The sequence below is a fragment of the Pseudomonas ovata genome (genome assembly GCF_003131185.1).
GTDB classification, from domain to species: domain Bacteria; phylum Pseudomonadota; class Gammaproteobacteria; order Pseudomonadales; family Pseudomonadaceae; genus Aquipseudomonas; species Aquipseudomonas ovata.
In genome coordinates this window covers 166,213-191,047 of record NZ_QFFU01000008.1, presented here as the reverse complement: position 1 = coordinate 191,047, position 24,835 = coordinate 166,213, and the positions used below count along the sequence as shown (strand labels likewise).

Annotated in this window: 21 protein-coding genes; 5 read left to right on the top strand and 16 right to left on the bottom strand. The window is 63.6% G+C overall.

The genetic code is table 11. The features are described from left to right. Nucleotides 1-177: 177 nt before the first annotated feature. The 12 genes from DGA31_RS13750 to DGA31_RS13695 all read right to left on the bottom strand — a co-directional run bounded on the left by DGA31_RS13750 (nucleotide 178) and on the right by DGA31_RS13695 (nucleotide 15,237). Nucleotides 178-2,112: a methyl-accepting chemotaxis protein gene (locus tag DGA31_RS13750; protein ID WP_109512915.1), complete on the bottom strand. Its 1,935-nt coding sequence runs from the start codon at nucleotides 2,110-2,112 to the stop codon at nucleotides 178-180. Nucleotides 2,113-2,275: 163 nt separating this feature from the next. Beyond that, entirely contained in the window at nucleotides 2,276-3,568 is a 1,293-nt protein-coding gene (locus tag DGA31_RS13745) for an adenylosuccinate synthase (RefSeq protein ID WP_056840666.1), read from the bottom strand. 54 nt (nucleotides 3,569-3,622) lie between these two features. After that, nucleotides 3,623-4,807, bottom strand: coding sequence for an ATP phosphoribosyltransferase regulatory subunit (locus DGA31_RS13740; RefSeq protein ID WP_109512914.1), 1,185 nt, complete (start codon nucleotides 4,805-4,807; stop codon nucleotides 3,623-3,625). A gap of 271 nt (nucleotides 4,808-5,078) precedes the next feature. After that, a complete protein-coding gene (gene hflC, locus DGA31_RS13735; protein ID WP_056840664.1) occupies nucleotides 5,079-5,948 on the bottom strand; it encodes a protease modulator HflC in 870 nt (289 codons plus the stop codon). Beyond that, complete coding sequence (gene hflK, locus DGA31_RS13730; protein WP_056840663.1) at nucleotides 5,948-7,138, bottom strand: FtsH protease activity modulator HflK; 1,191 nt, start codon at nucleotides 7,136-7,138, stop codon at nucleotides 5,948-5,950. Before hflK ends, hflC begins: the two co-directional genes overlap by 1 nt. A gap of 96 nt (nucleotides 7,139-7,234) precedes the next feature. Further along, nucleotides 7,235-8,536: a ribosome rescue GTPase HflX gene (gene hflX / locus DGA31_RS13725; protein WP_109512913.1), complete on the bottom strand. Its 1,302-nt coding sequence runs from the start codon at nucleotides 8,534-8,536 to the stop codon at nucleotides 7,235-7,237. 12 nt (nucleotides 8,537-8,548) lie between these two features. Then, nucleotides 8,549-8,809, bottom strand: coding sequence for an RNA chaperone Hfq (hfq, locus tag DGA31_RS13720; RefSeq protein ID WP_056840661.1), 261 nt, complete (start codon nucleotides 8,807-8,809; stop codon nucleotides 8,549-8,551). A gap of 92 nt (nucleotides 8,810-8,901) precedes the next feature. After that, the gene (miaA, locus tag DGA31_RS13715) at nucleotides 8,902-9,873 is read right to left on the bottom strand and encodes a tRNA (adenosine(37)-N6)-dimethylallyltransferase MiaA (protein ID WP_109512912.1); all 972 of its coding nucleotides are present in this window, start codon (nucleotides 9,871-9,873) and stop codon (nucleotides 8,902-8,904) included. Further along, the gene (gene mutL / locus DGA31_RS13710) at nucleotides 9,874-11,841 is read right to left on the bottom strand and encodes a DNA mismatch repair endonuclease MutL (protein WP_056840659.1); all 1,968 of its coding nucleotides are present in this window, start codon (nucleotides 11,839-11,841) and stop codon (nucleotides 9,874-9,876) included. It abuts the gene before it with no gap. Next, nucleotides 11,838-13,256: an N-acetylmuramoyl-L-alanine amidase gene (locus DGA31_RS13705; RefSeq protein WP_109512911.1), complete on the bottom strand. Its 1,419-nt coding sequence runs from the start codon at nucleotides 13,254-13,256 to the stop codon at nucleotides 11,838-11,840. Before DGA31_RS13705 ends, mutL begins: the two co-directional genes overlap by 4 nt. A 14-nt stretch (nucleotides 13,257-13,270) precedes the next feature. Further along, entirely contained in the window at nucleotides 13,271-13,753 is a 483-nt protein-coding gene (tsaE, locus tag DGA31_RS13700) for a tRNA (adenosine(37)-N6)-threonylcarbamoyltransferase complex ATPase subunit type 1 TsaE (protein ID WP_056840821.1), read from the bottom strand. Continuing rightward, nucleotides 13,741-15,237 carry an NAD(P)H-hydrate dehydratase gene (locus tag DGA31_RS13695; RefSeq protein WP_109512910.1) on the bottom strand — a complete coding sequence of 499 codons (1,497 nt, stop codon included), beginning with the start codon at nucleotides 15,235-15,237 and terminating at the stop codon, nucleotides 13,741-13,743. The genes tsaE and DGA31_RS13695 overlap by 13 nt, the downstream gene beginning before the upstream one ends. Nucleotides 15,238-15,300: 63 nt before the next feature. Between DGA31_RS13695 and queG the strand changes: the two genes are divergently transcribed. Further along, a complete protein-coding gene (gene queG, locus DGA31_RS13690; protein WP_109512934.1) occupies nucleotides 15,301-16,407 on the top strand; it encodes a tRNA epoxyqueuosine(34) reductase QueG in 1,107 nt (368 codons plus the stop codon). Between the two features lie 74 nt (nucleotides 16,408-16,481). Here queG and DGA31_RS13685 read toward each other — a convergent pair whose 3' ends face one another. Then, a complete protein-coding gene (locus DGA31_RS13685) occupies nucleotides 16,482-17,093 on the bottom strand; it encodes a trimeric intracellular cation channel family protein (RefSeq protein WP_056840656.1) in 612 nt (203 codons plus the stop codon). Nucleotides 17,094-17,191: 98 nt separating this feature from the next. Continuing rightward, on the bottom strand, nucleotides 17,192-17,725 hold the full coding sequence (orn, locus tag DGA31_RS13680) for an oligoribonuclease (RefSeq protein ID WP_109512909.1): 534 nt from the start codon (nucleotides 17,723-17,725) through the stop codon (nucleotides 17,192-17,194). 139 nt (nucleotides 17,726-17,864) lie between these two features. Between orn and rsgA the strand changes: the two genes are divergently transcribed. After that, the gene (rsgA, locus tag DGA31_RS13675; RefSeq protein ID WP_056840654.1) at nucleotides 17,865-18,896 is read left to right on the top strand and encodes a small ribosomal subunit biogenesis GTPase RsgA; all 1,032 of its coding nucleotides are present in this window, start codon (nucleotides 17,865-17,867) and stop codon (nucleotides 18,894-18,896) included. A gap of 286 nt (nucleotides 18,897-19,182) precedes the next feature. Here the strand turns inward: rsgA and motB are convergent, their stop codons facing one another. After that, on the bottom strand, nucleotides 19,183-20,199 hold the full coding sequence (gene motB / locus DGA31_RS13670; RefSeq protein ID WP_056840653.1) for a flagellar motor protein MotB: 1,017 nt from the start codon (nucleotides 20,197-20,199) through the stop codon (nucleotides 19,183-19,185). A 3-nt stretch (nucleotides 20,200-20,202) separates the two neighbouring features. Next, the gene (gene motA / locus DGA31_RS13665) at nucleotides 20,203-21,054 is read right to left on the bottom strand and encodes a flagellar motor stator protein MotA (protein ID WP_056840652.1); all 852 of its coding nucleotides are present in this window, start codon (nucleotides 21,052-21,054) and stop codon (nucleotides 20,203-20,205) included. A gap of 217 nt (nucleotides 21,055-21,271) precedes the next feature. On the opposite strand from motA, the gene DGA31_RS13660 reads away from it, so the two are divergent. From DGA31_RS13660 to asd, 3 genes are all read left to right on the top strand, one after another. Continuing rightward, entirely contained in the window at nucleotides 21,272-22,801 is a 1,530-nt protein-coding gene (locus DGA31_RS13660; RefSeq protein WP_056840651.1) for an HDOD domain-containing protein, read from the top strand. An 86-nt stretch (nucleotides 22,802-22,887) separates the two neighbouring features. After that, nucleotides 22,888-23,703: a rhodanese-like domain-containing protein gene (locus DGA31_RS13655; protein ID WP_109512908.1), complete on the top strand. Its 816-nt coding sequence runs from the start codon at nucleotides 22,888-22,890 to the stop codon at nucleotides 23,701-23,703. A 55-nt stretch (nucleotides 23,704-23,758) separates the two neighbouring features. Further along, complete coding sequence (asd, locus tag DGA31_RS13650; protein WP_056840649.1) at nucleotides 23,759-24,622, top strand: archaetidylserine decarboxylase; 864 nt, start codon at nucleotides 23,759-23,761, stop codon at nucleotides 24,620-24,622. Nucleotides 24,623-24,835 lie beyond the last annotated feature (213 nt).

The window sequence follows — 24,835 nt, the reverse complement described above, 5'->3', positions numbered from 1 at the left end:
GGCGTATGGCTTTCGAGCAACCTGCGTGCCGTAGGAGCGCGCTTGCCCGCGACCGAGTGCATAGCGCTCGCAAAATTGTGTAAACGCCACAATTTTACGACTGCTAACGCAGCCGGTCGCGATGGTCCGGCATTCCGGCAAGCCCCCCTGCTTGCCGCGCGCCAGCGCCCCGCCCGATCACGCCTTGAACTGTCCCAGACTGGCCTTCAGTTGTGCAGCCAGCCCATTGAGCACCTTGCCGCTGGCCGTGGTTGCCGACACCACCTTGGCCGCACGCTCGGCCTGGGCATGGATCACCTCGACGCGCCCGCGCACAGCCTGCGCGCCCTGCGCCTGATGCACGGCGGCCTGGGTGGCCAGGCCGATCGCGGCATGCACCTGCTCGACCGACTCCTGCACTGATTGCTGCAAGCGGGTGCTGTCACGCAACACTGCCAGCCCCTCCTTGGCCTGTCGGCCAGCCTGATCGATGGCAGCCACCGCCTCCTTGGCGCCACGCTGCAGCGCGCCGATGTGGGCCTGGATGTCGCCCGTCGAACTCTGGGTCTTGCTGGCCAGCGCCCGCACCTCGTCGGCCACCACCGCAAAGCCGCGCCCGGTCTCGCCGGCCCGCGCCGCCTCGATGGCAGCGTTCAGGGCCAACAGGTTGGTCTGCTCGGCAATTCCGTGAATGACCTCCAGCACCACCTCGATCTGCTGACTTTGCTGGGCCAGCCGCTCGATCACCTGCGCACCGGTCTCGACCTGCCCGGCCAGGGCCTCGATCAGGCCACCCACCTGATTGGAAGTACGCGTATTTTCGTCAGTCGCCCGCTTGATGCCCACGACCTGCTGCAAGGCAGCCTGCATGGCCTGGCTTTCGTTCTGCGCCTCGTCGGCCATGCGCTCCAGCGCCTGCAGGCTGGCCGCCACCTCATCGCGCTGCAACTCGGCAGCAGCATCGGCACCGGCATTGCGCTCGCTCATCACCCCGATCTCGACACCGGTACGCTGCGCCACCTCGCCCGCCTCACGGACGATGGGCTGGAGCTTGTCGACGAAGCGGTTGACCGCCGCCGACATGTCACCAATCTCATCGTTGCTGTCGAGCCTGACGCGCTTGGTCAGGTCACCCTCGCCCGCCGCCAGGTCGTTGAGTGCGGCAATCAGCAGGCGCAGCTTGTTGACCACCCGATGCCCCAGCACGACAGCCACCAGCAACAGCACGCCCAGCCCGATCAGCGCCAGGCTAAGACCAATCCTCCAGCGTAGCGACTCAGCCGCTTCCTTGACCGCCATCCGGGTGTTGTCGGCCATGGTGCCGGCGGTGCTGTGCGCCGCCTGCAAACGACTGCGCAAGGCCGCCGCACTGCCGGCCGAAGCATCGGTCAGGCTGGCAGACACCAGCTGCTCGCCACTGGTGATCAGGGCGGAGAAGCGCTTGTCCAGCGCGACCAGGCTTTCTTCGACAGAGGTGGTCGAGACGCCCATGCGCAACTTGCCGATCTCGACGCCATTGGGGCTGATCGAGGCTTCGACGTAATACACACCAGGATCGGTCCTGGCCGCATTGAGCACCTTGTCCATGGCCCGCTCGCCCTGTCCGTTGGCCAGCAGTGTCTTGACCTTGGGGTTGTCGCGATCCAGGTAGCGGGTCAAGTGCTCGCCAGCGGCATCGTCATACACCACGAACAGCACATTGGGGTTGCGCTGCGCCCGCCGGGCAAACTCGGACAGGGTGGGCGTGTCGTTGTCCCACATCGCACGCGGCGCCACGGCCGCCAACAGCTCGGCCATGTCATTGGCCGATTCGCGCAGGCTCTTTTCCAGCGTGGCCCGCAACTGCACCTGCTCATCCTTCAGACGAGTGGACAGCCCCTGGCTCAGGCGCTGCTGGGTATTGACCGACAAGGCATTGAGGCTGGATGCAACTTCGTTACTGGCCTGCTCCAGCTGCGAGGACAGTTGTTGCGAATCTACCCCCAGGCTTTGCGCCAGATCCGCCTCCAGTGCAGTGACGGTGCTTCGCGTCAGCGCAACCGCGATCAGGACCTGCACCAAAAGAGCAATGCCGAGTGCAATGAACACTGGCCGCAGCAAGCGACTACGCAGAAGAGACAGGACAGCTGACACAGGAGACACCCCCGACACTAACGCCATTAAAATGATGGCACCTTTTCTGACGTTTCTACAGCAATTGCCGTGCCGGCAGCAAGACGCAGGTCAAGCAGAAATGACAAAGGGCCGCAAACGCGGCCCTTTGTCTGTACAGCAGGTTTTATGCAACAGCGATCAATCAGGCAAACGGGTGACGCAACACGATGGTTTCGTTGCGGTCCGGACCGGTGGAGATGATGTCGATCGGGGCATTGACCAGCTCTTCGATGCGCTTGATGTAGGCACGCGCATTGGCCGGCAGGTCTTCCAGGGTCTTGGCACCCAGGGTCGACTCGCTCCAGCCCGGCATTTGCTCGTACACCGGACGCAGACCGATGTAGCTGTCCGAATCGGTTGGCGCATCGATAACGGCACCGGCTTCGTTTTCATAGCCGACACAGATATTGATGGTCTCCAGGCCGTCGAGCACGTCCAGCTTGGTCAGGCAGATGCCCGAGATGCTGTTGATTTCGATGGCGCGACGCAGGATCACGGCATCGAACCAGCCACAGCGGCGGGCGCGACCGGTGGTCGAGCCGAACTCGTGGCCACGCTTGGCCAGGAAGGCGCCGATATCGTCGAACAGCTCGGTCGGGAACGGACCGGAACCGACACGCGTGGTGTAGGCCTTGGTAATGCCCAGGATGTAGTCCAGGTACAGCGGGCCAAAACCGGAGCCGGTGGCAATGCCGCCAGCGGTGGTGTTGGAGCTGGTGACGTACGGGTAGGTACCGTGGTCGATGTCCAGCAGTGAACCCTGGGCACCTTCGAACATGATGTCCTTGCCGTCACGACGGAACTCGTGCAGCGTCGCGGTCACGTCCAGCATCAGCGGCTTGAGCAGCTCGGCGTATTCCATGCACTCGTCGAGTGTCTTCTGGAAATCGATGGCCGGCTCTTTGTAGTAATGAACCAGCTGGAAGTTGTGGTAGTCCAGCAACTCGCCCAGCTTGGCGGCAAAACGCTCGCGATGGAACAGGTCGCCGATGCGCAGGCCGCGACGCGCAACCTTGTCTTCATAGGCCGGGCCGATGCCGCGACCGGTGGTGCCGATCTTCAGCTCGCCACGGGCCTTCTCGCGCGCCTGGTCCAGCGCGACGTGGTAGGACAGGATCAGCGGGCAGGACGGGCTGATGCGCAGGCGCTCGCGCACCGGAATGCCTTTTTCCTCAAGCTTGACGATTTCACGCATGAGCGCATCGGGCGCCACAACCACGCCATTGCCGATCAGGCACTGCACGCCTTCGCGCAGCACACCGGACGGGATCAGGTGCAGCACGGTCTTTTCACCGTCGATCACCAGGGTGTGGCCCGCATTGTGGCCACCCTGGTAACGCACGACGGCGGTAGCATGTTCGGTCAGCAGATCAACGATCTTGCCTTTGCCCTCATCACCCCACTGAGTGCCCAGGACTACGACATTCTTACCCATAACACTTGTCCTCATTCACGCAAACTTGGTACCGGCGACGCCGGCAGGAATAACTCAGGCCAGCGGCAGTACTTGCCAGTGCTCGCCCTGCTGGATCAACTGCCGGTCACAGCCAGCTTCTCGCGCGGCGCTTACCTGCTGCCCAGGCAGGGCCTGGACGACACGCTGCCCGTCTTTGCGCAACTGGCAGACCTGCTGCCAGAGCGTCGAATCCGTGCTGTCCGGCACCCAGATACCGCCGGACGGAAGTTCGATTTCGGCCTGCCCCAGGGTCACCAGGGTTTTCAGGTCGGTGGAAAAACCGGTGGCCGGACGCGCGCGGCCGAAGTCGGCGCCGATGTCGTCGTAACGACCGCCCTGCGCAATCGACTCGCCCACACCCGGCACGAATGCGGCAAACACCACACCGGTGTGGTAGTGGTAGCCACGCAACTCGCCCAGGTCGAAATACAGCGGCAGCTCCGGGAAGCGTGCGGTCAGGCGCTGCGCGACCACCAGCAGGTCATCGAGCGCGGCCAGCACCGGCGCCGGTGCACCGGCCAGGCGCTCACGCGCAGCCGTCAGCACGTCACGATCACCGCACAAATCGACCAGCGCCTGCAACATGGCCGCCAGGTCGGCCGGCAGGCCAGTCGTGAGGGTCACCACTTCATCGATGGCCTTGCGCTGCAGGGCGTCGAACAGCAACTGCTCGACTTCGCCGGACAGGCCCGCCGCGCGCGCCAGGCCACGGTAGATCCCCACGTGCCCAAGGTCCATGTGCACATCCGGCACCTCGGCCAATTGCAGCATGCCCAGCATCAGGCTGATGACTTCGACGTCACTGCTGGTGCTGGCATCGCCATACAATTCGGCGCCCAGCTGGATCGGGCTGCGCGAGTTGGACAGCGCGCGCGGCTTGGCATGCAGTACGCTGCCGGCATAGCACAGGCGGGTCGGCCCTTCGCGTTTGAGGGTATGTGCGTCGATGCGCGCCACCTGTGGCGTGATGTCGGCGCGAAAGCCCATCTGCCGACCCGATTGCGGGTCGATCACCTTGAAGGTGCGCAAGTCCAGATCGGACCCGGCGCCAATCAGCAGCGATTCCAGGTATTCGATATGCGGGGTGACGACGAACTCATAGCCCCAGCTCTGGAACAGATCCAACACCCGACGCCGCGCGACTTCGATACGCGCAGCTTCCGGTGGCAGTACTTCTTCGATGCCATCTGGTAGCAGCCAGCGGTCAACCGTTGCCATTAAGCCATTCCCCTTTATGCGGGCGGCAAGCCGTGCGGCAAGCCTTGAGTGAAGCAGAGAGCGGGGCCATACGACGGGCACGACAAATACCCGAGAACAGGCCTCGGACCACTCTCCTCGAAAAATCCTGCCACATACCCGAAACGGGATGCGACCAATCAATCGTGCAGACGCAAAAAAGCCGGGATTTCCCCGGCTGCCGCATCATACACACGTTTTTGCATCCGATCACCCTACCGGACGGTTTTGCCGCCCGGCGGGGTGATTCAGATCAAGGCTTGACCTTCTCCAGATAGCGGAAGAACTCGCTTTTCGGGTCCAGTACCAGCACGTCGCTCTTGCTCGAGAAGCTTTCGCGGTACGCCATCAGGCTGCGGTAGAACGAGTAGAACTCCTGGTCCTGACCGTAGGCCTTGGAGTAGATCGCAGCGGCCTGGGCATCCCCCTCACCGCGCGACTCTTCGGACTCGCGATAGGCTTCGGCCAGCAGCACACGGCGCTGACGATCAGCGTCGGCACGAATGCCTTCGGCCAGCTCGTTACCCTTGGCACGGTGTTCGCGCGCCTCACGCTCACGCTCGGTGCTCATGCGCTCGAACACGCTGCGGTTGACTTCCTTGGGCAGGTCGATGGCCTTGACGCGGACGTCGACCACCTCGATGCCCAGCTCTTTCTCCGCCATGCGGTTGAGCGAGCCGGTGATGTCCGACATCAGTGCGTCACGCTCACCCGACACGACTTCGTGCAGGGTGCGCTTGCCGAACTGGTCACGCAGGCCCGACTCCAGACGACGCGACAGGCGCTCGTCGGCAATCTGCTTGAGGCCGGAGGTCGCTGTGTAGAAGCGCTCGGCATCCTTGACCCGCCACTTGGCATAGGCATCGACCATCACGGCTTTCTTTTCCAGGGTCAGGAACCGCTGGGTCGGCGCATCCAGTGTCAGCAGGCGGGCATCGAAACGACGCACCTGGTTGACGTAGGGGACCTTCACATGCAGGCCTGGCTGGACATCGGCCTGAACCACGCGACCGAATTGCAGCAGTACGGCACGCTCGGTCTGCGACACGATGTAGAAGCTGTTCCAGGCGACGATCGCCAGCACCACGCCCACGATGAGTGCGAACAGTGATTTATTGCTCATCAGCGGCTCTCCCTGGTACGCGTCTCACGCTGCTGGATCTCGGTCGCCCGGGTGCCGGCATCGGAGTTCGCGGAAGACGAACTACCGGTCGCAGGCGACGCGGTGCTGTTGCCGCTGCGGGTGTTGTCGATCATCTTGTCCAGCGGCAGGTACAGCAGGTTGTTCTGCCCCTTGTCGCCGGTCACCAGCACCTTGCTGGTATTGCTGAAGACTTGCTGCATGGTTTCCAGGTACAGGCGCTCGCGGGTGATTTCCGGTGCCTTGCGGTACTCGGTCACCAGCTTGGTAAAGCGGTCGGCCTCACCCTTGGCGCGGGAAATCACTTCGTCGCGATAACCGTTGGCGTCCTCGATGATGCGCTGGGCCTGACCACGGGCTTCAGGGATCACGCCATTGGCGTAGCCTTCGGCCTGGTTGCGGGCACGCTGCTCGTCTTCACGGGCGCGGATCACGTCGTCGAAGGCTTCCTGCACTTCACGCGGGGCTGCCGCGCTCTGTACGTTGACCTGGGTGATGGTGATACCGGTGCGATAGGTATCGAGGAAACGCTGCAGGCGCTCCTTGATCTCGCTGGCCATCAGCTCGCGGCCTTCGGTCAGCACCTGGTCCATCGCCGTGGAGCCCACGACGTGGCGCAGGGCGCTTTCGGTGGCGTGCTGCAGGCTGATTTCAGGCTGGTCGACGTTGAGGACGAAATCCTGGAGGTTGGAAATGCGGTACTGCACGGTCAGCGGCACTTCGACGATGTTCTCGTCTTCGGTCAGCATCTGGCCCTGCTTGCTGTAGGCGCGCTCGCGGGTGACGTTTTCCATGTACTTGCGGTCGAACGGCGGGAAGTAGATGTTCAGGCCCGGCCCTACGGTTTCGTAGTACTTGCCGAACCGCAGGACGACAGCCTGCTCCTGCTCGTCGACGACATAGATGGCGTTGTACAGCCAGAAGGCCAGAACCACGAACAGGCCGATGCCCAGCAGGCCATAGCCGCCGCCTCTGTTCGAGCCGCCGCCATTGCCACTGCCATTGCCGTCGCCACCACGTTTCTTACCACCGCCGAGCAACCCCTTCAGGCTGTCCTGCAGCTTGCGGAAGGCTTCGTCGAGATCCGGTGGCCCCTTGCGGTCGCCACCACGACGGTTGCCACCCCAGGGATCCTGATTGTTCGAGTTGCCACCCGGCTCATTCCAAGCCATAGCGCTCTCCATCTGATAAAGCAAAGACGCGCCCTCGGCGCGCCGCCCCATGCTACAGAATGCCCGGGAAAGCCGTGCAAGCGCTTTCCCGTGCTTTTATTGCAAAGTGTGTTGCTCAATGAATTCCAGCGGCTGCAATCCTTCGCGACTCACCAGCCGATTGAGTTCGACACGCGGCAATCGCACAGCCAGCAGGCTGGAGCCTTCATCATCATGCGTTTCGCTCTGCACCGCGCCCAGCTCGAAAAACCGTGCGCGCAAGCGCGCCAGATCCTGTGGCAGGCGCAAGGTCGCGACGAACAGGTCGTCGCCCAGCAGCTCGGCAACCGCCTGCTTGAGCAGCTCAAGACCACGGCCATCGCGCGCCGACACCCAGACCCGCTCGGGCTTGCCCTCGGCATTGCGCTGGATATGCGGCTCGACGCCCTCGACCAGATCGAGTTTGTTATACACCTCGAGGATCGGCAAGCCCTCGGCGCCGATCTCGCCCAGCACCGCCATGACCTGCTCGATCTGCGCCATGCGCTCGGGCTCGTGGGCGTCGATCACATGCAGCAGCAGGTCGGAGTTGCTCGACTCTTCGAGGGTTGCCCGAAAGGCCTCGACCAGCTTGTGCGGCAGATGACGAATGAACCCCACGGTGTCAGCCAGCACGATCGGCCCCAGGTCGTCGAGTTGCAGACGGCGCAGGGTCGGGTCGAGGGTGGCGAACAGTTGGTCGGCCGCGTAGACCTCGGAGTCGGTGACGGCGTTGAACAGCGTCGACTTGCCGGCGTTGGTGTAGCCCACCAGCGAAACCGACGGGATATCGGCACGCTTGCGGCCACGCCGGGCCTGGTCGCGCTGGCTGCGCACCTTTTCCAGCCGCCCCTTGATCTGGCGCAGGCGGACCCGCAACAGGCGACGGTCGGTTTCAAGCTGGGTTTCACCCGGACCGCGCAGGCCGATACCGCCTTTCTGGCGTTCGAGGTGAGTCCAGCCACGAACCAGGCGGGTGCTCATGTGCTCAAGCTGGGCCAGTTCGACCTGCAGCTTGCCTTCATGGGTACGGGCGCGTTGGGCAAAGATGTCGAGGATCAGCCCGGTACGGTCGAGTACCCGGCATTCGAAGACACGTTCGAGGTTACGCTCCTGACTGGGCGTAAGGGTGTGATTGAAGATCACGAGATCGACATGACCGGATTTGATCTGGTCGCGAAGTTCCTCGACCTTGCCACTTCCGATCAGGTATTTGGCCGATGGCCGATGACGCGGCACGTTGATAAACGCGACGGTATCGGCACCTGCCGAAAGAGCCAGTTCCTGAAACTCCTGCGGATCTTCGCGCGCCTCAGGGTCTTGACCTTCCAGATGAACGAGTATCGCCCGCTCACCACCGCTGTGGCGCTCAAAGAACAAGGCAGGCTCCTATCAGGCGTTACCGGGCTCGGAATCACCGGCTTCTGTTTCCGAAGCGCTTGGCAGACGGATCGGACGAACCGGGACCACGGTGGAAATAGCGTGTTTGTAGACCATCTGGCTGACGGTGTTTTTCAGCAGAATGACGAACTGATCGAACGACTCGATCGTACCTTGCAGCTTGATACCGTTGACCAGATAGATCGAGACGCCGACCTTCTCCTTGCGCAAGGTATTCAAGTAAGGGTCTTGTAGCGAATGCCCTTTTGACATGTGCCGCACTCCTTTAAGGATCAATAATAAATAAACAAGAATTCGATAGGCTTGGCCGCTACCCCCCAAGGATAGACGGCAATTGCAAGGACTCAGCTCAATATGGAGACCGATCCCAGGTATTTCAAGGCGCGTGGCAGATTGTCGCGATCCAGGCTGTCAAGCCACTGCAGATTTTCCCAGCTGCGTAGCCAGGTAAACTGCCGCTTGGCCAGTTGGCGCGTGGCAATGATGCCCCTCTCCTGCATTTCTTCACGTGTCAGCTTTCCATCCAGATGATCCCAGACCTGGCGATAACCGACGGCTCTGATAGCGGGCAATCCTGCGTGCAGGTCTGTCCTTGAGCGCAACGCCAGTACTTCATCCAGAAATCCCTGTTCCAGCATTTGCCCAAAACGTAATGCAATGCGGTCATGCAAGACCTTGCGATCAGCCGGTGCTATCGCGAGGTTGGCGACAGTATAGGGCAATTGCCCCTGTCCCGATGCTGATCCATCGGCACTTTGCGCAATTTGTTGCTCGTGATGCGCGGTCATGCTTTTTCCACTGACCCGATACACTTCAAGCGCCCGGACCAGACGCTGCGGGTCATTGGGATGAATGCGTGCAGCCGAAACCGGATCCACCGCGGCCAACTGGTCATGCAAGGCCTGCCAGCCATGTACCTTTGCCTCGGCCTCGAGCTGCGCCCGAACCTCGGCATCGGCGGACGGCATGCTGGCCAGCCCCTCCAATAGAGCCTTGAAATACAACATAGTGCCGCCGACCAGCAAAGGAATCTTGCCGCGTGCGGTGATGTCGGCCATGGCCGCGAGCGCATCACGCCGGAAATCGGCGGCCGAATAGCTCTGCGCCGGGTCAAGGATGTCGATCAGCCGATGCGGGAATTCAGCCAGTTGCTGCCTGGAAGGCTTGGCGGTGCCGATGTCCATGCCGCGATAGACCAGGGCCGAATCGACACTGATCAGCTCGCACGGCAGCACTTTGGTCAGTTCTATGGCCAGGTCGGTCTTGCCGGCCGCAGTGGGCCCCATGAGAAAGATGGCCGGGGGTAAAGCGTTCATTCAGCGACCGCGCAGGAAGAGTTTGTCCAGATCATCCAGGCCCATCTGGGTCCAGGTGGGCCGTCCATGATTGCATTGACCGCTGCGCTCGGTGTGCTCCATGTCGCGCAGCAGGGCGTTCATTTCCGGGATGGCCAGGCGCCGGTTGGCCCGCACCGCGCCGTGGCAGGCCATGGTGCCGAGCAGTTCGTTCAGGTGCGCCTGGACCCGGTCGCTGGTGCCATACTCCATCAGGTCACCCAGCACATCACTGACCAGCCGATTGGCCTCGGCCTGCTTGAGCAGCGCCGGGATCTGCCGGATCACCAGGGTTTCAGGCCCCAGGCGATGCAGTTCGAAGCCCAGTTGGCGGAAGGTGTCGAGATGCTCCTCGGCGCAATCGGCTTCGCGCTGGCTCACCGCCAGCGATTCGGGCACCAGCAGCGGCTGGCCACTGAGGCCCTCCTGGGCCATGGCCACCTTCAGGCGCTCGTACATGATCCGCTCATGGGCGGCGTGCATGTCGACCACCACCAGGCCATGGGCGTTTTCCGCCAGGATGTAGATACCCTTGAGCTGCGCCAGGGCGTAGCCCAGCGGCGGCACATCACCGCCGGACTCCGGCAAGCTGGCCGACAGGGGCGTGGCACCGGGTGCGCCACCTGTGGCAGCCCCCGGCAACGGCGCAAAGAATTCGCGATAGACCTGCTGCGCTTCACCCGTCGGCAGGCCGGAAGCCGGGCGTGGCGAGTACTGGTAACCGGCACCGGGTCCTGCGCCCGCAGCGCCGCCATAAGCCGGGCCTTGCGGGCGCTCCAGGGTGTGCGCGGCCAGCGTCATCTCGCCCTGCGGGCCGAACTCACCGGCAGCCACCCCGGTCGGACGCGGCGCTTCGGGCTCGACCTGTGTATCGGCCAGATGGTCCTGTGGCCGCACATCGCCCAGGGCACGGTGCAGGGTGCCATAGAGAAAATCGTGGACCATGCGCCCGTCACGAAAGCGCACCTCGTGCTTGGTCGGGTGAACGTTGACGTCCACGGCCGCCGGATCGACTTCCAGAAACAGCACGAAGGTCGGATGCCGACCATTGAACAGCACGTCACGATAGGCCTGGCGCACCGCATGGGCGACCAGTTTGTCACGCACAGCGCGGCCGTTGACGAAGAAATACTGCAGATCGGCCTGGCTGCGCGAAAAGGTCGGCAACCCGACCCAGCCCCACAGGTGCAGACCGTTGCGCTCGATCTCGATCGGCAGCGCCTGCTCCAGAAAGCCGGGGCCGCAGATCACGCCAACGCGCCTGGCACGGGCGTTCTCGTCATGAGCCTCGTGCAGGCTCAGGACGCTCTTGCCGTTGTGGCGCAGATGAAAGCCGACGTCGAAGCGCGCCAGCGCCATGCGCTTGATGACTTCCTGCAGGTGATCGAATTCGGTTTTCTCGGCCTTGAGAAACTTGCGCCGTGCCGGGGTATTGAAGAACAGGTCGCGCACTTCCACGGACGTACCGACCGGGTGCGCCGAGGGCTGCACGCGGGAGTTCATTTCACGGCCTTCGGTCTCGACCTGCCAGGCCTGGTCGGCGCCTTGCGTGCGCGAGGTCAGGGTCAGGCGCGAGACCGAACTGATCGAGGCCAGCGCCTCACCCCGGAACCCCAGGCTCATGACCCGCTCGAGGTCTTCAAGTTCGCGGATCTTGCTGGTGGCGTGGCGGGCCAGCGCCAGCGGCAAGTCGTCAGCGGCAATGCCGCGCCCGTCATCGCGCACCTTGAGCAGCTTGATACCGGCCTGTTCGACATCGACATCGATGCGCCGCGCCCCGGAATCAAGGCTGTTTTCCAGCAGTTCCTTGATGACCGAAGCCGGGCGCTCGACCACCTCGCCGGCGGCGATCTGGTTGGCCAGCCGCGGGCTGAGCAATTCGATACGCGCAGCCTCGACCCCATTGTCGGGCCCCTCGACAGGCACGCTGTCGGCAAGCAGATCGGTCATGGCTGTGAAGCAACCTCGGCACTGGGGATTCGCAGGTCCTGGCCAACACGCAACTCATCGGTTTTCAACGAGTTGGCACTGCGCAGCGTGGCGACATTCATGTCGTAGCGGGCCGCCACCATGGCCAGGGTTTCGCCGGAGCGTACGACATGATTGCGTGGGCCCTGGGCCAGCTTTCCGTTGTCACGCAGCCAGGCGATGTAAGTCCCCTGGGGCGGGTTCTGCTGGAAGAACTGCTTGACGCCGGCATTGATCGAGCGCGCCAGAGCCTGCTGGTGCGAGGCCGTGGTCAGTTTGTTGGCCTCGTTGGCGTTGGAAATGAAGCCGGTCTCGACCAGGATCGACGGGATGTCCGGCGACTTGAGCACCATGAAGCCGGCCTGCTCGACCCGCGACTTGTGCAGCGAGGTGATCCGTCCGATGTTGCTCAACACCTTCTGCCCCACGTTCAGGCTCGACGACAGCGAAGCGGTCATCGACAGGTCCAGCAGCACGCCGGCCAGCATCCGGTCCTTGTCGTCCAGGCTGACCGCACCGGCACCGCCGATCAGGTCGGAGCGGTTTTCGCTGTCAGCCAGCCAGCGCGCGGTTTCCGAAGTGGCCCCACGGTCGGACAAGGCGAACACCGAGGCACCGAACGCGGCCTTGGACGGCGCGGCGTCGGCGTGGATCGACACGAACAGGTCGGCGCCCTTGGCCCGGGCGATTTCCGTACGCTTGCGCAGCGGGATGAAGTAGTCGCCGGTACGGGTCAGTTCGGCACGGTAGCCTTTTTCGGCGTTGACCTGGCGTTGCAGCTCCTTGGCGATGGACAGCACCACGTGCTTTTCCACCTGGCCCTTGCCGCCCGAGGCGCCAGGGTCTTCGCCACCGTGACCGGCGTCGATCACCACCACGATGTCACGCTTGCCGCTGGGCACCGGGGTCAGCTTGATCTCGGGCTTGGCCGGGCTGATCGGCACCGCCGGAGCGGTGGCCACGGTGGTTTCAGGCAGGCTTGGAGGCGGATTGGCATCGGCGGCGTCATCGAACAGGTCGACCACCAGACGGTTGCCATACTGCTGGTTGGGCGCCAGGGTAAAGCTCTTGGGGGTGACCGCCTTTTTCAGGTCGATCACCACGCGCAGGTCGGTTGGCGTACGCTGCGCCGAGCGCATGCTGGTGATCGGCGTATTGGCCGTAGCGATGTTCAACGGCCCGCCCAGGGTGGCGCCATTGATATCGATGACCAGGCGATCGGGCGAAGTCAGCGTAAAGACACTGTGCTGCACGGGCCCGGTGAGGTCGAACACCAGCCGGGTGTTATCCGGTGCACGCCACAGACGGACACTGCGTACCTGGGTAGCCGCCCATACATCCACGGCCAGGGCCATCAACAGCAAACCAAGCACCGCCATCGGCGCGCGCATGCGCATACACTTCCCCATATCTATTGGCATTTACGATTGAATTGCATGGCCAGTGCCGAACACCAGCGCTCGCCACGCGAACCTTGCGGGCTCAGCGTCACGGCGCGACCCTGACCCTGGTGCCTAATGGTAATGGTCAGGTCGGGCTTTGGCAAAAAGCCTGCACCCAGTGAAGGCCACTCGATCAGGCACAGGGCATCGCTTTCGAAGTAGTCGCGGATGCCCATGAACTCAAGCTCTTCCGGATCGACCAAGCGGTACAGATCGAAGTGAAAGACCCGCAGCGCGCCGATTTCGTAGGGTTCGACCAGGGTAAAGGTCGGGCTTTTCACCGCGCCCTCATGCCCCAGGCTGCGGATCATACCGCGTGACAGGGTGGTCTTGCCCGCCCCCAGATCACCCTCGAGAAAGATCACACCCTTGCCGCCGGCCTCTTGGGCCAGGCGCGCACCCAGGGCCGTCATGGCCTCGTCGCCGTCCACTTGCAGGGTTATTTCAGACACGGTTGATGCTCCTCCAACAAGCGACGAATGACAGGAACAAGATCACTGGCCAACAGGCCCCGGCCTGCCGCACCGGCCTGCTCGCCCGCCCTGGCGTGCAGCCAGACGCCCAGGCAGGCGGCCTCATAGGCCCCCATGTGCTGGGCCAGCAGCGCGCCGATCAGGCCGGCCAGGACATCACCCAGGCCGGCGCTGGCCATGGCCGGATGACCCCGGTCGCACAGTGCCAGACGCCCCTGGGCATCGGCAATCAGACTGCCGCTGCCTTTCAATACGCACACACCTTGATACTTTTTCGCCAACGCCCGCGCAGCGGCAGGCCGGTCGGCCTGGACCTCATGGAGGTCGACACCCAGCAGGCGCGCCGCTTCACCGGGGTGCGGGGTGATCACGCAAGCGCCCGGGATACTCACGTGTCCGGCGGCCAGCAGGTTGAGCGCATCGGCATCCCAGACCTGCAGCTTGTCGGCACAGGCAACGGCCGACAACAGGCTGCGGCCCCAACGGCCCTGCCCCAGTCCCGGCCCGACCACCAGCACGCTGGCAGCCGCGATCAGGTCCATCAGCTGATTGGCCGAACTCACCCCGGCACTCATGACTTCGGGCATGCGCACCAGCGCTGCCGGGATGTGTTCGGGGCGGGTGGCCAGGCTCAACATGCCGGCGCCACTGCGCAGGGCGCTTTCGGCACTGAGCAACGCCGCACCACCCATGCCATGATCGCCACCGACCACCAGCACCCGGCCGTATTGGCCTTTGTGTGCTGTGCGCGGTCGGGGCGCCAGTGGCGGCAGGTTGAAGCTGTCCAGGCGCTGCGCACTGACCGGTGTCGTGCCGAGTACATGCGGGTCGGCCTGCAGGTCGTCGAACACCAGATGCCCGACGCAATCGGGCGCCTGGGCCGTGAACAGGCCCAGCTTCAGGCCAATGAAGGTCACCGTAAGGTCGGCGCGCACTGCGCCCCCCAGCATTCGTCCGGTATCGGCACACAGCCCCGAAGGCAGGTCGACCGCAGCCACCGGCAAACCCGAGGCATTGATGGCCTCGATAGCCGACTTATAAGGTTCACGCACTTCACCGGCAAGCCCGGTGCCCAGCAGCGCATCGAGCACCACGCCAGACAGCGGCTGGTCAAGCCATTGCACGATATCGACACCCGCCGCCCGGGCCTCGGCGCACGCCGTGGCCGCATCGCCGCGCAAGGCGGCGGGATCGCCCACCGCCAGCACCCGCACCGACCAGCCGGCCTTGTGCGCCAGGGCTGCCACCAGGTAACCGTCACCGGCATTGTTGCCGTGCCCGGCCAGCACGCTCAGCACCCCGGCGTCGGACCAGCGCCGGCGCATGGCCCGCCAGGCGGCGTGGGCGGCACGCTGCATCAGCTCCAGCCCTGGCGTGCCGCTGCCGATCAGCCGCGCATCGAGGTCGCGGACCTGGGCGGCGCTGTACAGCGCGTCGGGTAAATGGACTTGAGTGTCTGGCATGCGTTCATGAGCTCCAATGTCTGGCAGAATTATACGCACCTTGTCTCTGGTTTCTCCTTTCGCATGTCCGCCACTACCGCACAACTGACCGACGACGACCTTGCCACCCTTGCCCGGTCGATCAAGACCTGGGGCCTTGAGCTGGGTTTCCAGCAAGTCGGCATCAGCGGGCTGGACCTCAAGGAGCACGAACTGCACCTGCAACGCTGGCTCGACGCGGGTTACCACGGCGAGATGGACTATATGGCCGCGCACGGCAGCAAACGTTCCCATCCCGGGCAACTGGTGCCCGGCACCTTGCGCGTGGTGTCGCTGCGCATGGATTACTTGCCGGGCGACAGCGAGATGAACCAGCGTCTTGGTGAGCCGGAAAAAGCCTACGTCTCGCGCTATGCCCTGGGCCGTGATTACCACAAGCTGGTACGCAAGCGCCTGCAACAACTGGCCGAGCGCATTCAGCAGGCCATTGGCCCGTTCGGCTTTCGCGCCTTCGTCGACAGCGCGCCGGTGCTGGAAAAGGCCATTGCCGAGCAGGCCGGCCTGGGCTGGATCGGCAAGAACACCCTGGTGCTCAACCGCAAGGCCGGCAGCTTCTTCTTTCTGGGCGAGCTGTTTGTCGACCTGCCCTTGCCGGTTGATGCGCCTCATGCCAGCGAACACTGCGGACGTTGTACCGCCTGCCTGGACATCTGCCCGACCGCCGCCTTCGTCGGCCCTTATGTGCTTGATGCGCGGCGCTGCATTTCCTACCTGACCATCGAGCTCAAGACCGCCATCCCTGTCGAGCTGCGGCCCCTGATCGGCAACCGCGTGTTCGGCTGCGACGATTGCCAGATCGTCTGCCCCTGGAACCGCTTCGCCAGGCCGACGACGCAAGGCGACTTCCAGCCGCGCCATAACCTGGACAACGCCGGCCTGGCCGAACTGTTCATGTGGGACGAAGAGCGTTTTCTGGCCAGCACCGAAGGCTCCCCGCTGCGCCGCGCCGGCTACGAGCGCTGGCTGCGCAACCTGGCGGTCGGCCTGGGCAACGCGCCCTCGACCATCAGCGTGCTGCAGGCCCTCGAAGCACGCCGCGACTATCCGTCAGAGCTGGTGCGCGAACATGTGCAATGGGCGATCGAACAACACACCAGCAGGAGCGACCAGCGGTCGCGAATGCCACAATGAATCATGCAGACCTTTTCGCGACCGTTGGTCGCTCCTCCAGATCTGGCGCCAAGGTGGCAGATGATGCCCTGTACCTAATGATCATCCTTGTAGACAAACTTGGGCATTTCCCATTTGAAGCGGATGGCCAGCAGGCGCAGCAGGAGACCGCCTGACAGGGTGATCAGGATCGCCTGCTCCTCGGGCAGGTTGAAATAGCCGCACAGCAGGAAACACCAGGCCGCCAGGAACGACACGCTGGCGTACAGTTCGCGGCGGAAGATCAGCGGGATGTCGTTACAGAAGATGTCGCGCAGGATGCCGCCGAATACCCCCGTGATGACCCCGCACACCGAGGCGATCAACATGCCGTGGCCGGCTTCCAGAGCGGTCATGCAGCCGATCAGGGTAAAGGCCACCAGCCCCAGGGCGTCGAGCACCAGAAACAGCGAGCGCAGGTGACGCATCAACGGCGCGATGAAAATGGTCACCAAGGCTGCCACGCTGGTCAGCACCAGGTATTCGGGGTGCTTGACCCAGGTCAGCGGGTAGTGGCCGATCAGCACATCACGCACCGAACCGCCGCCCAGGGCCGTGACGCAGGCGATCAGCACCACGCCGAACCAGTCCATGCCACGACGTCCGGCCGACAGGGCTCCGGTCATGGCCTCGGCCGTGATGGCAATCAGGTAAAGCATCAACAACATGGCGGCAGCCCCGGTGACAAAGGCGCGCAGTCTACCCAGCCGCCCTGCGCACTGAAAGGGTGCGGCGAAGTTTATTCACCGCACGCAGGCAGTGGTGCTTACTTGATGAAATGCTGGCGGTAGTAACGCAGCTCGGCAATGGACTCGCGAATGTCGTCCAGCGCCAGGTGGGTGCTGCCCTTCTTGAACTTCAGCTCCGGCGCCCAGCGGGCGGCCAGCTCCTTGAGCGTCGAGACGTCCAGGTTGCGGTAGTGAAAGTAGTTTTCCAGGCTTTTCATGTGCCGGTACAGGAAGCGGCGGTCCTGGCAGATGCTGTTGCCGCAGATCGGCGAACTGCGCTCCGGCACCAACTGCTTGATGAAGTCCAGGGTCAGGGCCTCGGCCTGCGCCATGTCGACCTGGCTTTCGCGCACCCGCTGGGTCAGGCCCGAGCCGCCGTGCTGGCGGGTGTTCCATTCGTCCATGCCGGCGAGGATTTCATCGCTCTGATGAATGGCGATCACCGGGCCTTCAGCCAGGGTATTGAGTTCGCTGTCGGTAATGATGGTGGCCATCTCGATGATGACGTCATGATCAGGATCGAGACCGGTCATTTCCAGGTCGATCCAGATCAGGTTGTGCTTGCTCTGCATGTTCGGGCTCCTCGGCGTAGGGGCGCAGTTTAGCCTAGCGCGGCGTGCTAGTATCGGCCCCTTGCACCCTTGCTGTTCATTTTTGCGGGCCGGTCGCTGCCAGATGGCGGGGCTCGGGCCTCACACATCGGAAGTCCCCATGGCCAAACGCCAACTCAATCGCCGCCAGAACTGGCGCATCGAAAAGATCCAGGGCGAGCGCGCCGCCCGCGCTGCCAAACGCGAGTCACAGGCGGTCGAAATCCTCGAAGGCGGCGATCTGGGCCCTGAGCAGGTCGGCCTGGTGATTGCGCACTTCGGCGTCCAGGTCGAAGTCGAGGCCCAGGAAGGCGAGCTGCAGGGCCAGACCTACCGCTGCCACCTGCGTGCCAACCTGCCGGCGCTGGTCACCGGCGACCGGGTCGTCTGGCGGGCCGGCAACCAGGGCATCGGCGTGATCGTTGCACAACTGCCGCGCAGCACCGAGCTGTGCCGTCCGGACTCGCGCGGCCAGCTCAAGCCGGTGGCGGCCAACGTCGACCTGATCGTGATCGTGTTTGCGCCGATGCCCGAGCCCCATGCCAACCTGATCGACCGCTACCTGGTGGCCGCCGAACATGCCGGCATTCACCCGTTGCTGTTGCTCAACAAGGCCGACCTGATCGACGAGCAGAACGCGATCGTGCTCAACGAGATGCTGTCGGTGTACCGCGGCCTGGGCTATCCGGTGCTGGAAGTGTCGGCGCACCACGGCGATGGCATGCAGCAACTGCAGGAACGCCTGAACGGCCAGGTCAGCGTATTCGTGGGTCAGTCGGGGGTGGGCAAGTCATCGCTGGTCAACAGCCTGTTGCCGGACGTGGGCACACGGGTCGGGCCGCTGTCGGAATTTTCCGGGCAAGGCACGCACACTACGACGACCGCACGGCTGTTCCACTTCCCGAACGGCGGCGAACTGATCGACTCACCGGGCATTCGAGAGTTCGGCCTGGTGCACGTCAGCCGTCATGACGTGGAAGCCGGCTTCATCGAGTTCAACAACCTGATCGGTACCTGTCGCTTCCGTGACTGCAATCATGACCGCGAGCCGGGTTGCGCACTGCTCAAGGGGCTGGAAGAAGGCCGGATTTCACCGCAGCGGATGCACAGCTACCGCTCGATCCTGGCCAGCCTGCCGCAAGACGAATACTAAGCGCCCTGCTGCCGAGCGGCGGCAGCGGCATTCGCGACCGTGGGTCGCGCCTGCGGGTTTTGCGTCTGGCCCCTATTCAAGGTCTGACATAGATCCTGTGGGAGCGACCACCGGTCGCGAAGGGGCCAGTACATTCAATATCGCCGGCGGCTGGCAGGATGCAATCGCGACCGTTGGTCGCTCCTACGGACTGATGCCAATCAGCCAAGTAGCGCCGTAACCATCCGGGCGGCAAACCGCTTCAGCCGGGAACGACGCCCGGACCAAAACCTGCCGCCGGCCGGGCTTACTGCCTCGGCGCCTGCACACCGCCCTGCTCGAACAGGTTCAGGCGCTGGCGCACATCACGCGGCAGCACACCCGCCTGTGGATCAACCGCAGGGGCCGTGCCGGAAGCGCCTGGCGCGGCCGGCGTGGCAGGTGCGGCCGGCGTGCCTGCCGGGGCCGTACCGGTGCCCTGGTCGCCATCGATCAACTGCTGGGCCTTCTTGGTCAGAACCACGATGTCGATGCGCCGGTTGATCGGATTGAGCGGCTGGTTGCGGTCATACAGCGCCGAGGAGGCATAGCCCACCACCCGCGCCACTTGCGACTCCGGATAAGTGCCGGCCACCAGGGCACGACGTGCCGCGTTGGCACGACTGGCCGACAGCTCCCAGTTACCGAACTCGCCCGCGCCGGCAAACGGCTTGGCATCGGTGTGGCCGCTGACGCTGATCTTGTTCGGCACATCCTTGATGGTGTCGGCCAGGGCCAGGAGGATGTCTTCGAAGTACGGTTTGAGCCGCGCACTGCCGGAGTCGAACATCGGCCGGTTATCAGCATCCACAATCTGGATGCGCAAGCCGTCCTGGGTGATTTCCAGCAGGATCTGGTCCTTGAATTTCTGCAGTTGCGGGCTTTCTTCAACCTTGTTCTGCAGCTCTTGCAGGAGCATTTCCAGGCGTTCTTTCTCGACCTGATCGGCCTTGGCCTCGGCGTCGTCAGACTCGATCGGCACGGTGTCCGGGCTTGGCGTGCTCTTGATCTCGGGGTTCAGGGAGCGGTCCGGCGCCATTTCCGGCGAGCCACCCAGGTCGATCACATACGGCGAGCCGCTGTCGCTGAAACCGACCGGGTCCTTGAAGTAGCCGGCAATCGCCACCAGCTCTTCGGGCGTGGCGGCCGACATCAGCCAGAGCACCAGGAAGAACGCCATCATCGCCGTCGCAAAGTCGGCGAAGGCGATTTTCCAGGCACCACCGTGGTGTCCGCCACCGAAGCGCTTGACCCGCTTGATGATTATCGGCTGATTGTTTTCCATGGCTTAGCGACCGCGTACGGCTTGTTCCAGCTCGCTGAAGCTGGGGCGATGAGCCGGGTAAAGAACCTTGCGGCCGAACTCGACGGCCAGTGACGGCGGCATGCCGGAAGCGGACGCGACCAGCGAGGCCTTGATGCACTCGTAGACGTTCATCTCTTCCTTGGCATCGTGCGCCAGGGAAGTGGCCAGCGGGCCGAAGAAGCCGTAGGCCGCCAGAATACCGAAGAAGGTACCCACCAGGGCCGCACCCACGTGCTGACCGATGGCGGCCTTGTCGCCGGAGCCCAGCGAGGCCATGGTCACCACGATCCCCAGTACCGCCGCAACGATACCGAAGCCGGGCATGCCGTCGGCGATGCCGGTGACCGCATGGGAAGGATGCTCGAGCTCTTCCTTCATGCTCAGCAGCTCCATGTCGAACAGGCCTTCAAGCTCGTGGGGCGCCATGTTGCCCGAGGACATGATGCGCAGGTAGTCGCAGATGTACGCCGTCATGCGGTCATCCTTGAGTACGCCGGGGTACTTGGCAAAGATCGGGCTGGAGGCCGGCTCTTCGATGTCGCCTTCGATGGCCATCATGCCTTCGCGACGGCTCTTGTTGAGAATCTCGTAGATCAGCCCCAGCACTTCGAGGTAATAGGCATGGGTAAAGCGGGTGCCGAACATCTTCAGCGACTTTTTGAACACATGCATGGTCATATGACCCGGGTTGGCCTGCAAGAAGGCACCCAGGGCCGCACCACCGATGATCAGGACCTCGAAGGGCTGGAACAGGGCCATGATCTGGCCGTGGGACAGCACGTATCCGCTGAGGACGCTTGCGAAAACGACAATAATGCCGATGATTTTAGCCATAGGTAAAAACTACTTGTTCAGTCGGATTCAGGGATAGGTGCGATGCAACGATGGAGCTGCTGTTCTGCTTATCGGCTTCACTGAGCCAGACTGTAGGCTGATCCTGTGAAAAAACCTGTTTCGTCCATGAGGCAGGGTGTAACAATACATGACATCGCAAGGTCTGAATAAGCGTAAACCACAACTGACAGATTCCTAGCCGTACAGGCCGCCCCGTATGCCGACAACGCCACATTTTCCACGCCCACGAACACTTGATGCCTGGGTCAGGCAACTGGATGGCCTTGCGCTGCCGATTCCGCAGCACAATCACGCCCATGTACGCTCGGCGCTCAATGACAGCCGCCGCTCGTTGCGTGACATTGCCGACATGATGCAGGAAAGCCCGGCCCTGGTCCTGAGCGTGCTGCGCGAAGCCAATCAGCATGCCCACGGCCTGGCCGAACAGGCCGAGAGCCTGGAAGTGGCGCTCAACCGCCTGGGCCTTGCGCGCACCGAGGTGCTGCTCAATCGCCTGCCGGCCAAGCCGGCAGACGAGATCCCCAAGGCCTATCGGCAACTGATCCTGATCAGCCAGCACGCGACCCAGCAGGCCAGCGGCCTGTTCGCCAGCCGCCTGGCACGCCTGTGGCAGGACATTCATCTGGGCAGCCTGTTATTTCTCTCACCGCTGTGGCCGATGGCACTGGCACACCCCACGCTGCTTGAAGAGTGGGAGCTGCGGGTCATCCACAAGGGCGAGTCGAGCCGGCGCGTCGAGCAGGAACTGTTCGGTATCAACCTGCTGGACCTGTGCCTGGCGCTGGCCGAAACCTGGCGCCTGCCGCTGTGGGTCACCCGCGGCTATACCGTGCTGATCAAGGAACGTCGCGAGTGGGTCAAGACCCTGCGCATCGCCCGCGAGAACCATGACCCCCTGCAGCAGCAGCGCGACATGGACGCCGATAACCCTCTGCAGCGCTGGTTCAACCAGCCGGCCAACACCGTGTTGCTGGGCAATGGTCTGGCGCTGTCAGCCCAGCAGGCCTGGAACAGCCCGCACTGCCTGCGCTGGGAACTGCTCAGCAGCCTGTACCTGCAACAGCCACTGGAGGATGTCCAGCAGCAGGTGCACCAGAACGCGGCCAGCAGTGGTCGCCAGCATGCGAGCCCAGACCTGTGGCACCCGGTCGAATCCCTGCTCTGGCCGTGGGACTTCAGGCGTATTGCCAACAACCACGAGCCCGCCCCGCCGCCCTCGGCCGATGCCCTGCAACGCTGGCGCAAGCTGTGCGCGGAGCTGCTGGTCGAACCCAGCCCGTTCAACAATGCCATGCACCTGACCACCCTGGCCCGCGATGCGCTGGTGGCCTGCGGCATGCAACGGGTCATGCTGCTGATGCCCGACAAGACCGCCAGCCTGCTGCGCGTGCACCAACTGGCCGGCATGAGCACCGATAACGCCGCCTTGCAGTTCCCGCTCAAGGACAGCAAGGTGCTGGAGCGCCTGCTCGGCCAGCCGACCCAGTTGCGCCTGACACCGGCCAACCACGCGCAGTTCGCCGCCTTGCTGCCGCCGGTGTTCAAGACTCTGTTCAAGGGCCAGCACTTGCTGATTCGCTCATTGAGCCGCAACGGCAAGGTATTGATGCTGGCCATCGCCGACCAGGGCGGCAGCCCGCTGTCGGACATCGCTGTGCAGGCCTTCGGCAAAACCGCGCAATGCATCGAGCGGGCGCTGGCCAATTTCGTCCAGCTCAAGTCCTGACCGGGCAGCGCTGATCGACGCCCAGGCCCTTTTCCAGCTCGGCCTGGGCTACAATTTGTGCCTTTGCTCATCAAGGGAGGCTGGAAATGTCCGTGTTCAACGACTTGCCGCTGGTCATCGAGCCCCGCGACCTGCAGGCTCGGCTGGCCGCGCCGGAACTGATTCTGGTAGACCTGACCACCCAGGCCCGCTACGACGCCGGGCACATCCCCGGCGCCCGCTTCATAGAGCCCAAACGCACCCACCTGGGCCAACTGCCGGCGCCGGGCCTGACACCTGCCCTGAGCGACCTGCAACGCCTGTTTGGTGAGCTGGGCCATAATCCCGATGCGGTCTATGTGGTCTACGACGACGAAGGCGGCGGCTGGTCCGGGCGCTTTATCTGGTTGCTGGATGTGATCGGCCACACGCACTACCACTACCTTAATGGCGGCGTCCTGGCGTGGACCGCCGAGGGCCTGCCCTTGTCCACCGACGTACCGGCACCGGGCACCGCTGCGGTGACCCTGGAACTGCACGATCAGCCCACCGCGACCCGTGAGTACCTGCAAAGCCGCCTGGGCGCCGAGGATCTGGCGATCTGGGATGCCCGTGCCCCGGAAGAGTTTTCCGGGGCAAAACGCCTCTCGGCCAAAGGCGGGCATATTCCTGGCGCCGTGAATTTCGAGTGGACGCGTGGCATGGACCCGTCACGCCAGTTGCGCATTCGCCAGGACCTCGCCCAAACGCTGCAGGCCCTGGGCATTACCCCCGACAAGGAAGTGATCACCCATTGCCAGAGCCATCGCCGCTCGGGCTTTACCTACCTGGCCGCCAAGGCGCTGGGCTACCCGCAGGTCAAGGCCTATGCCGGTTCCTGGAGCGAATGGGGCAACCACCCCGACACGCCGGTCGAACAATGACTCTGCAGCTTGCCGCCCGATCAGGCAGGCTCCCAATCACTACTTAGGAAGATTCATGAAAGAGCGTCTGTTTATTCTCAGTCAGTACCTGCTGCCCCATCACTTGTTGTCGCGCCTGGCCGGCTGCGTGGCCGAATGCCGCGTGCGCTGGTTCAAGAATGCCTTCACGGCGTGGTTCGCACGTCGCTACCAGATCGACATGTCCCAGGCCCAGGTCGAAGACCTCACCGCCTATGAGCACTTCAATGCCTTTTTCACCCGTGCGCTGAAACCCGACGCGCGCCCGCTGGATGCCACGCCCGGTGCAGTACTGAGCCCGGCCGACGGCGCCATCAGCCAGCTGGGCCCGATCGAACAGGGCCGGATTTTCCAGGCCAAGGGCCACAGCTACAGCGTGCTTGAACTGCTGGGCGGCGACCCGGCCGTCTCGGCGCCGTTCATGGGCGGCGAGTTCGCCACTGTGTACCTGTCGCCCAAGGACTACCATCGCGTGCACATGCCATTGGCCGGCACCCTGCGCGAAATGATCTATGTGCCGGGGCGCATCTTCTCGGTCAACCAGACCACGGCTGAAAACGTGCCGGAGCTGTTCGCACGCAACGAGCGCGTGGTCTGCATCTTCGACACCGAGCGCGGCCCGATGGCCATGGTGCTGGTCGGGGCGATGATCGTCGCCTCGGTCGAAACGGTCTGGGCCGGGCTGGTCACGCCGCCCAAGCGCACGCTGAAGACCGTGCGCTACGACGAAGCGGCACGGGCACCGATCCATCTGGAAAAAGGCGCCGAGATGGGCCGCTTCAAGCTGGGCTCCACTGTCATCGTCCTGTTCGGGCCCGAACAGGTCAAATGGGCCGAGCACTTGGCAGCTGAATCCAAGGTCAATATGGGCCAGGCCCTGGCTCACGCCACCTCGGCCTGAGCCATTCGGCCGGCTGCGGCGGTGTTGTCAGACAGACCGTTGCAACCGGCCAGCCCCGTCTGTATCGCGCTGTCCGGCCCGGCTCGCGCCATGGCCATAAGCCAGATTAAGCTGCGGGATCAGGTCGATACTGTTACAGTCGGCCCATCGGTGTTGTAGGACACTTTGTATTCAACCGGCACATCCAGTGGCCTGACTCAGTCAGGTGCCAGC